General features: G+C 66.9%; 11 protein-coding genes. 5 read left to right on the top strand and 6 right to left on the bottom strand.

Annotated elements, in window-relative coordinates:
* Positions 1 to 20 precede the first annotated feature (20 nt).
* From M3498_18840 to M3498_18820, 5 genes are all read left to right on the top strand, one after another.
* Entirely contained in the window at positions 21 to 899 is an 879-nt protein-coding gene (locus M3498_18840; protein MDQ3461325.1) for a branched-chain amino acid ABC transporter permease, read from the top strand.
* Positions 896 to 1,906: a branched-chain amino acid ABC transporter permease gene (locus tag M3498_18835; GenBank protein MDQ3461324.1), complete on the top strand. Its 1,011-nt coding sequence runs from the start codon at positions 896 to 898 to the stop codon at positions 1,904 to 1,906. Before M3498_18840 ends, M3498_18835 begins: the two co-directional genes overlap by 4 nt.
* 47 nt (positions 1,907 to 1,953) lie before the next feature.
* Positions 1,954 to 2,673 (top strand): ABC transporter ATP-binding protein, encoded by a 720-nt coding sequence (locus tag M3498_18830; GenBank protein ID MDQ3461323.1) that lies wholly within the window; start codon positions 1,954 to 1,956, stop codon positions 2,671 to 2,673.
* Complete coding sequence (locus M3498_18825) at positions 2,673 to 3,383, top strand: ABC transporter ATP-binding protein (protein ID MDQ3461322.1); 711 nt, start codon at positions 2,673 to 2,675, stop codon at positions 3,381 to 3,383. The genes M3498_18830 and M3498_18825 overlap by 1 nt, the downstream gene beginning before the upstream one ends.
* 133 nt (positions 3,384 to 3,516) lie before the next feature.
* Positions 3,517 to 3,972 carry a MaoC family dehydratase gene (locus tag M3498_18820; protein ID MDQ3461321.1) on the top strand — a complete coding sequence of 152 codons (456 nt, stop codon included), beginning with the start codon at positions 3,517 to 3,519 and terminating at the stop codon, positions 3,970 to 3,972.
* Positions 3,973 to 4,003: 31 nt separating this feature from the next.
* On the opposite strand, the gene M3498_18815 is transcribed toward M3498_18820, so the two are convergent.
* From M3498_18815 to M3498_18790, 6 genes are all read right to left on the bottom strand, one after another.
* A complete protein-coding gene (locus tag M3498_18815; GenBank protein ID MDQ3461320.1) occupies positions 4,004 to 5,824 on the bottom strand; it encodes a PAS domain-containing protein in 1,821 nt (606 codons plus the stop codon).
* 166 nt (positions 5,825 to 5,990) lie between these two features.
* Positions 5,991 to 6,995: a glycoside hydrolase family 43 protein gene (locus M3498_18810; protein ID MDQ3461319.1), complete on the bottom strand. Its 1,005-nt coding sequence runs from the start codon at positions 6,993 to 6,995 to the stop codon at positions 5,991 to 5,993.
* The gene (locus M3498_18805) at positions 6,995 to 7,918 is read right to left on the bottom strand and encodes a carbohydrate ABC transporter permease (protein ID MDQ3461318.1); all 924 of its coding nucleotides are present in this window, start codon (positions 7,916 to 7,918) and stop codon (positions 6,995 to 6,997) included. Before M3498_18805 ends, M3498_18810 begins: the two co-directional genes overlap by 1 nt.
* Positions 7,919 to 7,965: 47 nt before the next feature.
* On the bottom strand, positions 7,966 to 8,907 hold the full coding sequence (locus M3498_18800) for a sugar ABC transporter permease (GenBank protein ID MDQ3461317.1): 942 nt from the start codon (positions 8,905 to 8,907) through the stop codon (positions 7,966 to 7,968).
* A gap of 81 nt (positions 8,908 to 8,988) precedes the next feature.
* A complete protein-coding gene (locus M3498_18795) occupies positions 8,989 to 10,275 on the bottom strand; it encodes an ABC transporter substrate-binding protein (protein ID MDQ3461316.1) in 1,287 nt (428 codons plus the stop codon).
* Between the two features lie 61 nt (positions 10,276 to 10,336).
* Positions 10,337 to 11,260 (bottom strand): ArsR family transcriptional regulator, encoded by a 924-nt coding sequence (locus M3498_18790; protein ID MDQ3461315.1) that lies wholly within the window; start codon positions 11,258 to 11,260, stop codon positions 10,337 to 10,339.
* Positions 11,261 to 11,374: the final 114 nt, after the last annotated feature.

Here is an 11,374-nt window from a genome sequence, read left to right as displayed (position 1 = left end):
ACCCTAAACGATAAAACGATATGGACCTTTCTCTCTTGCTGCAAGCGATTGTTTCGGGCGTCTTCGCCTCCGGGCTCTATGCGCTCGTGGCGGTGGGCCTGGCCATCGCCATCGGCGTGATCGGCATCGTCAACTTCGCCCACGGCGAGTTTTTCATGGTCGGGGCCTTTTTGGCCTACGCGCTTTTCGTCACCTTCGGTTTCGACCCCGTCGTCTCGTTATTTTTCGTCGCGCCGGCGATGTTCGCTCTCGGCGCGGTCATCTATAGGGGCACCATCCACTACGTCTTGGGCGCGCCCGAGCTCAACCAGATGCTCCTGACCTTTGGCATCGGCATCATCTTGCAGAACCTGGCGCTGCTCATCTGGGGCGGCGATCCCCGCACCATTTCAGGCGTGCCCTACCGCGCCATCGGCTACCAGTTCGAGACCCTCTTAGGCCGCGTGAGCATCGGGGTGGTGCCGCTTGCCAGCTTTCTCGTCTCGCTGCTGCTGGTGGGCGGCCTCTACTACGTGCTCGCCGCCACGCCCTTCGGCAAGGCGATGCGGGCGGTGGCGCAAAACCGCATCGGCGCCAGCCTGGTGGGGCTCGAGGTGAACCGCATCTACCTCGTCGCCTTTGCGCTGTCGGCGGCCCTGGCCGGGCTGGCGGGCGTGATGATCGCCGTCATCCAGTCGCCGACGCCCACCGTCGGCTTCGCCTTTACCCTGAAGGCCTTCGCCATCGTGGTCTTGGCGGGGCTCGGCAACATCAGGGGCATCCTCTGGGCCTCGCTGTTGGTGGCGCTGTCCGAGTCGCTGGTGGCGACGATGGTGCCGGGCGGCGACGCGCTGCGCAACGCGGTCTTCTTCGCCATCATCTTCGTGGTCCTGGTCTGGCGCGGCTGGAGAGTAGCGTGAGGGGGCTCCTGCGCGACCTGCTGCTGGTGGCGGCGCTGGCCGTCCTGCTCTACTTCGTGCCCTCTTTCCTGCGCGACCTCTACGGCCGGGCCTCGGTCAGCTACCTCGCCATCGCCGTCAATGGTCTCACTCTGGCCATCCTGGCCTTGTCCTGGGACATCCTCGGCCGCACCGGCCAGTTGTCCTTGGCCCACGCGGCCTTTTACGGCGCGGGCGCCTACAGCGTGGCGATCTTGCTCAGAACGGCTGAGCTGCCGCTGTGGCTGGGCATTCCTCTGGGCGGCGTGGTGGCGGCGGCCTTGGCGCTCCTGCTCGGCTCGGTGACGCTCAGGCTCAAGGGCATCTACTTCGCGATCGCCACTCTGGCCTTTACCGAGGTCCTGCGCGCGGTGGTGCATCAACTGCCCACCAGGGTGGCGGGAGGCGCGGCGGGCATCAACGTGGCGCCGCTCTTCAGGCCGCAGTTCGTGGCGGGGGAGATGGAGCGCTGGGAGCTGGCCTTTCTCCGCAGCGAGGCCTACTTTCTCGTCTACGCCGGGCTGCTCGTCTTGGCGCTCCTCATCAGCGTCTACATCCAGCGCTCGAGGCTGCGCGCGGCCTTTACCGCCATTCGCACCAACGAACAGGTGGCGGCGGTGATGGGGGTCAGGCCCGCGCGCTACAAGCTCTTGGCCTTTGCTCTCTCCAGCTTTATCGTCGGCCTCTTGGGCGCCGTCGAGGCGCACCGGGTCGGCTCGGTCAACCCCCACGAGACCTTCAGCGTCGCCATCACCGTCTTGGCGCTGGTCACGCCCATCTTCGGCGGGCTCTACACCACGCTCGGGCCGGTCCTGGGCGCGGGGCTGCTGTCGGGGCTCGAGGAGACGCTCAGGCGCACCCTCTCCGAGGGTTATCTGATCGGCTACGGGGTGGTCCTGGTCCTGTCGATCTTGTTCATGCCGCGCGGCGTGGTGGGGCTTTTGAACGCGCTGGGCCGCAGGCTGGGCAGCCGCAGGAGAACGCGGTGAGCCCCAACACCAGTCGCCCCAACACCAGTCGCCCCAACACCAGCCTGATGAGCGTGGCGGGTCTCGGCAAGAACTTCGGCGGTCTGGCGGCGGTCGCCGACCTCTCCTTTACCGTGGAAAGAGGCGAGGTCCTGGCGATCATCGGCCCCAACGGCGCGGGCAAGACGACCACCCTCGACATGATCTCGGGGATGACCCTGCCGTCGAGCGGCAAGGTTCACTTTAGGGGCGAGGACATCACCCGCCTTTCCCCCGCGGCACGCTGTCGCCTGGGCATCGGCCGGGCCTTTCAGGTGGTCCAGCCCTTCCACGAGATGAGCGTCCTAGAAAACGTACTTGTGGGCGCGCTCTTCGGCAAGGCGGGCGTGGGCGAAAGGGAGGGCCGCCGGATCGCCGCGGAGGCCCTGGAGCGCTGCGGCCTTGCGGCTATCCGCGACAAGCCCAGCGAGGAGCTGACCCTGATGGAAGAAAAGCGGCTCGAGATAGCCCGGGCGCTCGCCACCCAGCCCGAGGTCTTGCTCTTGGACGAGGTGATGGCCGGCCTGCGCCCGGCCGAGGCGCGCGAGGCGGTGGGCCTGGTTAGGAGCGTGCAGGAGAGCGGCGTGACGGTCATCTTCATCGAGCACGTGATGCCGGTAGTGCGCGACCTCGCCGACCGGGTGGTGGTCATGGACTACGGCAAGAAGCTTGCCGAGGGTTCCTACGCCGAGGTCACCCGCCATCCCAAGGTTATCGAAGCCTATCTCGGCAGCGAGGAGGTAGCCTGATGCTCCTGGACATCAAGGACTTGAGCGCCGGTTACGGCAAGATCCAGGTGCTCTGGGGCGTCTCTCTGCGCGCCGAGGAGGGCGAGTTCGTCTCCATCGTCGGCGCCAACGGCGCGGGCAAGACCACCCTCTTGCGAGCGGTCTCGGGCCTGATTCCCGTGCGCGGCGGTGCGATACGCGCCTTTGGCCAGGACCTGCGCGGCCTGACGGCGGCGCAGGTAGTCAGGCGCGGGGTCGGTCACGTGCCCGAGGGGCGGCAGCTCTTTGGGCTGATGACGGTCCTCGAGAACCTGATGAGCGGCGCGGACTACCTGCCGGAGGCCAAGGCGAGGGCGGGGGAGAGCCTGCGCTTCGTCTACGCGCTCTTTCCCCGCCTGGCCGAGCGCAAGGGCCAGCTCGCCGGCACCCTCTCGGGCGGCGAGCGGCAGATGGTCGCCATCGGCCGGGCCCTGATGAGCCGGCCCCGCCTGCTGCTGGTAGACGAGCCCAGCCTGGGCCTAGCGCCCGCCCTGGTGACCATCGTCTTCAGGGCGCTCAAAGAGGTCAACCGCGAAGGCGTCACGGTGGTCTTGGTCGAGCAGAACGTCAGGCAGTCCCTGGCCTTGGCCGACCGGGCCTATGTGCTCGAGAACGGCGAGGTCAAGAAGGAGGGCGCGGCTAGGGACCTGCTGGCGGACCCGGAGGTTCAGGCGGCCTACCTGGCGATGTAATCTGGGTGATCATGTGATTTCCTGGGTGCTGCCTTTGATCCCCCGCCCTAGCGGGCACCCCCTTGATAAGGGGGCAGGGGGATTGAGCGCGGCCCCGTCGACAAGGGCTGTCGACAAGGGCTAAGGAGTGGATATGACGACGTTCAAGACAGTCGACGAACTGAAGGCGGCGGTAGGGCTCGAGCTCGGCCCCGGTCCTTGGCTCGACATCGACCAGGAGCGGGTGAACCGTTTTGCCGAGGTGACGGGCGATGCGCAGTGGCTTCACGTGGACCCCGAGCGGGCCAGGGCCGAATCGCCCTTCGGCGGGACCGTCGCCCACGGCTTCCTGACCCTGAGCCTGCTGTCGGCGCTGCTGATGGAGCTCTTGACGGTCGAGGAGGCCGGCAGTATCGTCAACTACGGCTTCAACAGGGTGCGCTTGCCCGCGCCGGTGCTGGTGGGCTCGAGGCTGCGGCTGTGGCTCAGGGTCGCTGAAGTGACCGTGGTAGCGGGCGGCGTGCAGGTGAGCTTCGCGGTGACGCTCGAGAACGACCGGCAGGAGAGGCCGGCCTGCGCGGCGGAGCTGCTCTTTCGCTACTACCGTTGAACCGAGCCAGACCACCAGGTGGCCTTGCTCTTCACTCGAGGTGGATTTGGCTCCTGTCTACCATCTTGCCGGCGTCCAGGGTAAAGAAGAAGGTGGCGCCCTTGCCCGCTTCGGCCTTCGCCCAGATGCGCCCGCCGTGACGCTCGACGATGCGCTTGACGGTGACGAGGCCGATGCCCGTGCCCGTAAAGGCGGCTTCGGTGTGCAGCCGGCGAAAGGGCTGGAAGAGCTGGTGAGCGTAGTCCATGTCGAAGCCCGCGCCGGTGTCGCGGACGAAGTAGGCCGCCTCGCCGTCCCCCTCGGTGCGCCCAAAGGCGACCAGGGCCTGGTCGCTCAGAGAGCTGAACTTCCAGGCGTTGTCGAGCAGGTTCTCGAGCGCGATGCGCAAGAGGCCTCTGTCACCCTCCGCCACCAGGCCCCCTTCGCAGCGGAAGAGGTGAGGGTTCGGGTAGTGCCCGCGCAGGCCCTCGGCGACGGCGACGGCGAGTTTGGAGAGATCGACGCTCTCCAGCCTGAGCTCGTGGCGCGACACCCTCGACAGCTTCAAGATATCGTCGATGAGCTGGCCCATGCGCCGGGTGTTGAACTGGATGCGCTCCAAGTAGTAGCCCGCGGTCTCGTCCAGGCTGTCGCCGTAGTCCTCGACGAGCGCCTGCGAAAAGCCGTCGATGCCGCTTAGCGGCGTGCGCAGGTCGTGCGAGACGGCGTAGGCGAAGGCCTCGAGCTCCTGGTTGATCCGCTCGAGCTGCTCGGTGCGCACCATGACGCGCTGCTCCAGGCTCTCGTTTAGATCCTGGGTCGCCGCGAAGAGGCGGGCGTTGTCTACCGCGACGCTGGCGCGGCGGGCGAGCTCCTCGGCGAGCTCCAGATCGCTCTCGTGGTAGAGCCTCTCCGACTCGGCCAGGACGAAGGTGATGGCGCCGATGGCCCTGCCGCGCACCTCGAGCGGCACGATGAGCGCCGAGCGCATGCCCACCCGGCGGATGATATCCAGGTGCTCGGCGTCCTGCGCGGCGGCCTCGAGCACGGCCTCGGAAATCTCCGGGTAGAACTCCGCCTCGCCCGTGCGGAGAACGCGGGCAATGCCGCGCTCCGCCGTCAGGTCGGGAGGGTAGCGGCTCTGCAATTCCCGGCCAAAGGCGACCTTGCTCGGGTCGACGTGCTGGAGTGCCAGGCGCTGGAGCCCGCCCGCTTCGTCCAGAATATCGATGGCGCACCAGTCGGCCATGCTGGGCACAGCGAGCCGCGCCACGCTGTCGAGCGTCGCTTCGTAATCCAAAGAGGAGGCCAGGACCGTGCTCGCCTCCGCCAGGAAGCTCAGCCGGCGGCCGGCCGTCTCGGCCAGGACGCGCGCCTGGTGTTCGCTCTGCAGCAGCCGCTCCCGCTCCTCCTCGGCCTCCTTGCGCTCGGTGATGTCGAGCGCGATGCCGCTCATGCGCAGGGGCTCACCCCGGGCGCCGCGCAAGACGTCGCCGATGCTGGCGATCCAGCGCAGGCTGCCGTCCTTGCGCAGGACGCGGTGCTCGACGGCGTAATCCTGATCGTCTGCGAGGGCGCGCCTGATCGCTTCGGCGACGCGCTCGCGGTCGTCCGGGTGAATGAGCGCCATGAACTCGTCCTGGGCGCCGTCGAACCCCTCTTCGAGGGCGTAGAGCCGCGCCCAGCCCTCCGACCAGCTCACCTTACCCGCCGTGATGTTCCAGTCCCAGACCCCCATGCCGGCGGCCTTGAGGGCAAAGTCCAGGCGGGCCAGGTAGAAGATATCCGGCAGGCCGGCGATCAGCGCGTCGGGAAACTCCCGCTCCTCCTCGAGGCGCTCCTCGCTCTGGCGCGGGGCTCGAGCCTTAGCCACAGCGCTCCGCCAGCCGGAGCGCAGGGCTTCCCAGGACCTCTCCAAGACTGGTCAACACAGCTCTTTATACCACCCAAGCCTTTGGCCCAGGGTGTATGGCTCCTGTCCGGCTGCTCCTGCTCGAGACCGCCTCGCGCCCGGCAACCTGTAGACGCCCGGCAGGCCCTCAGGGTTGGCCGCCTATCGCCGGGGCGGGTTGCGGGCCCCTCGTCGGCCCCTGTACCACCGGCCTGCCCTCCTCCCACTCGAGCCTGTCCAGCCACATCAAACGGCGCTCGCCCCTGAGCCCGGCGGAGGTCACCTCCCAGACGTGGTAGACGAGCCAGGTCTGGCCCTCGTCGTCTAGGGTGATGGTCTGGTGCCCGGGGCCGACGATGGGCGGCCGCTCGGTCATGACGCTCGAGAGGATCGGGTTCTCGGTCGCCTCCTGGCACGGCCCCGTCGCCGTCTCGCAGACGGCGTAACCGACCGCGTACTCGTGTCCGGCATAGGAGTTGCCCGAGTAGAAGAGGTAGTAGCGGCCGTCCTGAAGCCACATCGTCGGCGCCTCGACGACGCGGCCCTCCCAGGGCTTGTCGTTGCGGATGAGGCGTGCTGGCTCGCCGACCAGGCCGAGGCCGTCGGGCGTCATCTCCTGGACGTAGAGATAGGTCGCCATGCCGCAGCAGTTGCCGTCGTTTTTCCAGAGGAGGTAGAGCGTGCCGTCCTCGTCGGCGAAGGGGCTGGCGTCGATCGAGCCGCCCTCGTCGACCTGGCAGACCAGCGGCCGCTCGCTCTCGTCACGGAACCAGCGCCCCGGCTCGTCGCTCATGGCCACGCCGATGCACTGCCGGCCGGAGTCGCGGTCCCTCGCGGTGTAGTAGAGCAGGTAGCGGCCGTCCAGCTCGAGCACCTCCGGCGCCCACACGTCGGGCCGGTTCAGCCGCACCCAGGGGGCCAGGGCGGGCATGGCGTTCCTGGGTATATCCCAGTTGACGAGGTCGCTCGAGCGGCTGACCGGCACGTGCATGCTCATGCTGTTGGTCGCGTAGGCGTAAAAGACCCCGTCCACGCGGATGAGGTGCGGGTCGGGGAAGTTGTTTCTGAGAACCGGGTTCTGGAAGGTCTCCTGGGCGAGGGCGCAGCCGAGCGCCAGCAGGAGCGCGAGGAGGACGCGCCTTGACCGCGCCATCAGTTTTTGAGCCCGGTGCTGGCGACGCTCTCGACGATAAAACGCTGCAAGAAGAGGTAGATGACGAGGACCGGCACCGCCACCACCACCGCGCCCGCCATCATCAGCCCGTACTCGGAGGTGTAGGCGCCCTGCAGGGTGCGCAGGCCGGGCGGCAAGGTCTGCAGGGCCCGGTCGCGGAGGATCAGCAGCGGCCACAGAAAGTCGTTCCAGCTCGCCAAAAAGGTGAGGATGCCCAGCGTCGCCAGGGCGGGCTTGGAGAGCGGCAGGACGATCTTGTAAAAGGTCTGGAACTTGGTGGCGCCGTCTATTTCAGCGGACTCCTCGAGCTCTCTTGGGATGCTCTCGAAAAACTGGCGCAGGAAGAAGACGCCAAAGACGCCGGCCAGACCGGGAATGATCACCCCGGTGTAGGAGTTCAAGAGCCCCAGCCGGTAGATGGTCAGGAAGTTGGGGATCAGGAACATGATGCCGGGCATGAACAGCGTCGCCAGGAGGAGGGTGTAGAGGCCGCGGCGGCCGGGAAAGTCCATGCGCGCGTAGGCGTAGGCGGCCAGCGAGGTGACCGTGAGCGTCAGCACGGTGGAGATGGTCGCCACCATGAACGAGTTTAAAAACCAGCGGGCGATGGGCGTGCTCGGGTTGTCCAGCAGCGTGCGGTAGTTCTCGAGGGTAAAGGTGATGGGTAGCCAGTGGATCTCGCGGGTGAACCACTCGGCCTTGGGCTTCAGTGAGGTCGAGAGCATCCACAGGAGCGGCAGGACGACCAGGAGCGCCACGAAGATGAGCAGGGCGTAGATGAGGACGCGCTGGACGAGCAGGCGCGTGCGTCGTTGCCGCGCGAGTCTAGCTGCGCCGCTAGACCTTGAACCAGACCTTGAACCAGACCTTGAACCAGATTTTGAAGAGGTGTCGCTTGCCACGGAAGGCTCCTTTCGCTGACGAGGGCTGCCAGGTAAAAATCACCAGGCTAGCGCTGGCGGAAGACCCTGAACTGGACGTAGGAGATGACGATCATGATGGTCGCCACCACGAAGGACATCGCCGCGGCGCTGCCCTGGAAGGGCCGCTCGAAGCCCTCGCGGTAGATCCTCAGCATGACCGGCTCGGTGGCGCCGCCGCCGCCCGGTTGCGCCGGCCCGCCCGCGGTCATGAAAAAGGGCTGGCCGAAGAGGTTGAACGAGGCGATGATGGTGATGATCACGATAAAGAGCAGGACGGGCCGGAGCATGGGCAGGGTGACGTGCCAAAACTGCTGCCAGCCCGTCGCGCCGTCGATCGAGGCGGCCTCGTAGAGAAAGCCGGGGATGTCTTGCAGTGCGGCCAGAAAGATTATCATGTTGAAGCCGATCGTCCACCACAGCGTGGCGATGACGATCGACACCCAGGCCCAGGGCAGCGAGGAGAGCCAGCGCGGCGGCCGCACGCCCAGGTCCCAAAGGTAGTAGTTGACCAGGCCGCCCTGGCTCTGAAAGATCCACCACCAGAGCAGGCCGACGACCGCCACCGACAAGACCCAGGGCGCGAAGTAGATGGCGCGAAAGACGTTGCGGCCGGGCGTCTTGGTGTTCAAGAGGACCGCCAGCCCCAGGGGGATGACGACGAGAGGCGGCACGCTGTAGAGGACGAACTGGGCGGTGTTGCCGAGCGCGTTCCAGAACTCGTTGAACTTGAGGGTGCCCGGCGAGAAGAGGTTCAGGTAGTTTTGCAGGCCGACGAAGCGGGTGCTGGCGGGCCGGAGGTAGTCGAACTCGTGAAAGCTGATCCACAGGCCGTTGAAAAAGGGGTAGCCGATAAAGAGGCCAAAAAAGAACAGGTGCGGCAAGATAAACAGGTAGGGCGTGAGGCTGAACCTGCGCCCTTTCGCGCGCGTATGGGGGGCTGCTTCTCGCCGTGGTGCGGTCGTTGCCATACCTTAGCTACCTTTCCTGGAGAAGGAGCTGGGTGCCGGGCAAATTGCCCGGCACCCAGCGTCAGCGATAGTTGACCGCGCTCAGGGGGTGTCTCCGAAGGTCTGGCGGTTTTGCTCGAGCAGCTCGTTGGCGCGCGCCACCGAGTCGTCCAAAGCCTGCTGGACGTCGGTCGCGGTGCCGGCCATGACCGAGGCGACGGCCTCGTTCAGGATCCCGAAGGTGTCGGTGATGCCGGGAACCGAGGGCGGGAAGATGGCCTCGTCGGCCGAGGGCGCGATCGAGGCTTGCGGCTCGACGGCCAAAAATTCCTCGCTCTCGCGCACGTCGGTCAGCGCAGGAATCTGGCCGGCCCTGGCCCACTCGACCGAGTTGCTCAGCACGTAGTCGATAAAGACGCCCACCCCGGCGTCGCGGCACTCGTCTTCGCTGCTCTGGACCGGCAGGGCGAACTGGTGCGAACCGGCCCACACCGCGCCCTGGTCGCCGATCTGCGGGAAGGCCGTGGCCTGACCGTCGAACATCACCGCGTCGCCGGTCAGGTTGGTCGTCTGCCAGATGCCGTTCCAGATCATGCCTACGCTGCCCCCGCGAAAGGCGTTCAGTTCAGAGTCGACCTCGAGGTTTTCCTCGCCGTACTGCCCTTGGGCGCTGCGCATCCACTCCAGGGCCCGCACGCCCGCTTCGCTGTTCCAGGTCGCCTCGGCGCCGTCCTCGTCAAAGGCCTCGCCGCCGAACTGGTGCAGGAGCGAGCGGAAGATCTGCTCGACGGGGAAGCCGGTGGTCAGCATGAAGCCGTAGTCGCGGCCACCCGTCATCGCTTCGGCGGCAGCCTCGAACTCCTCGCGGGTCTGCGGCGGCGTTTCGGTGCCGGCTTCCCTCATCAGGTCGGCGTTGTAGAACATCACCAGCGGGTGGACGTCCAGAGGGATGGCGTAGCGCCTACCGGCGACCTCGCCCGCCGCCCAGACGGCCTCGGGGAACGCGTCGCCGCTGAGGCCTATCCTTTCGACTATGTCGTCCATGGGGCGGAAGACGTTCCTAAAGACAAAGGTCGCTACCTGGTCGGCCCAGATGATGGCCACGTCGGGCAGCGTGTCCGAGGCCGCCGCGGTGGTGAGCTGGGTGCCGTATTCGGGCAGGGTGTTCATGGTGACGGTGATGGTCTCATGCTCGGCGTTGAACCTGTCCACGAGCTGGCCCATGTAGGGGCCGTCGGGACCGGTGAAGGGGTTCCAGTACTGGAGCTCGACCGCCGAGCACTGTTCGGGCAGGCTCATCGTGTCCTGGGCGAGCGCGGCGCCCAGCAGCGAGGCGCTCAGCGCCGCCGCGGCGAGGGCCGCTAGGGGTTTGGCAAGCTTGGGCTTCATGGGGGTCTCCTTTTTGGGGCTAGAGGGCTTTTTTAGGCTAGAGGGCTTTCGCGGAGGTTGCTTAGGGATGCGAGTGGGGTTTGGCCTGGATGGACCTCCTTGGGCGCCGGGGCGCGGGGCTTGGCTGATCGCGCTGATACTGCCCTGGAAGGTACTCGAGGCGCAGCGTCAGGTCCTGGGGGTAGTTGCCAAAGGAGCGGCCGAAGAGGTTGGGGCCGCCCCGATGGAGCGCGTCCGGCTTGACGCCGACGCGCACGGTGATCACGCGCTGGCGCTCGAGTGCCAGCTCGCCGATGGTCAGCGCCGAGAGCGGAAAGGCGTCGATAAAGGCGCCCTCGCCGTTCACCAGCCAGCGTTTCAAGACGCCGTACTGCGAGTCGCTCGTGCTCCACCACTCGGGCGTGAGCTGACCCCGCTGGCCGCCGAAGTCGCCCGGACAGGTCCAGGTGCCGACCTCGGCGCCGTTGATCCAGAGGGTGATATCAGACGGCCAGAGGTTGTTGTGCAGCGGCGCCTCCGAGCAGACCTCCATGCTGACCACCAGGCTCTTGGGCACGGCGGCCCTGGGCAGCCGGTTGGGAAAGGCGTACTCGAGGTAGCCGCTGCGAAACCAGATGAGCCCCGCCCCGCTGCGCTCCGGCTCATAGAAGCTGAGGGGATCGTCCAGGTAGCCGATCAGCGAGGTTTCGCTGGCCAGCCCGCAGGTCGGGCTCGCTTCAAAGCCGGTGAAGGCGCCGACCGGCATGGACACCTCGAGGCTCTTGCTTTCGCCGTTGACGGGCAGCTGGGGGAGTTGCAGGAGCACGTTGTCGTAGCTCCTGGTGCAGACCTTTTGCAGGCCGTGGCTGGCCGGTTGGAGTTCGGTGTGAACGAACTTGGCGCTTTCAAGGATCTTTATCTGGGCGGCGACGGTCGAGGCGGGCATGTCGAGCGCCTGGGCGAGCTCGCTCACCGAGCGGCCGCCGTTCGCCAGGGACTGCAGGATGCGCAGGCGCGGCAGCGAGGCCAGGGCCTTGGCCGCCCGGACGAGGGTTTCGTCGGGCTGTTCTCCTCGAGGTGCAAGGTCTTGCCGCGCAGCATGGCCACTTCCTCTTGTGCC

This window comes from Deinococcota bacterium, from assembly GCA_030858465.1.
GTDB lineage: Bacteria > Deinococcota > Deinococci > Deinococcales > Trueperaceae > JALZLY01.
The sequence above is the reverse complement of the archived record's forward strand: the minus strand, read 5'-3'. Positions and strand labels throughout refer to the sequence as shown.

Bases quoted from the DNA above. Each gene is read 5' to 3' on its own strand.
- M3498_18840 (MDQ3461325.1), top strand. From the start codon at position 21: ATGGACCTTTCTCTCTTGCTGCAAGCGATTGTTTCGGGCGTCTTCGCC.
- M3498_18830 (MDQ3461323.1), top strand. From the start codon at position 1,954: ATGAGCGTGGCGGGTCTCGGCAAGAACTTCGGCGGTCTGGCGGCGGTC.
- M3498_18825 (MDQ3461322.1), top strand. From the start codon at position 2,673: ATGCTCCTGGACATCAAGGACTTGAGCGCCGGTTACGGCAAGATCCAG.
- M3498_18820 (MDQ3461321.1), top strand. From the start codon at position 3,517: ATGACGACGTTCAAGACAGTCGACGAACTGAAGGCGGCGGTAGGGCTC.
- M3498_18810 (MDQ3461319.1), bottom strand. From the start codon at position 6,995: ATGGCGCGGTCAAGGCGCGTCCTCCTCGCGCTCCTGCTGGCGCTCGGC.
- M3498_18800 (MDQ3461317.1), bottom strand. From the start codon at position 8,907: ATGGCAACGACCGCACCACGGCGAGAAGCAGCCCCCCATACGCGCGCG.
- M3498_18795 (MDQ3461316.1), bottom strand. From the start codon at position 10,275: ATGAAGCCCAAGCTTGCCAAACCCCTAGCGGCCCTCGCCGCGGCGGCG.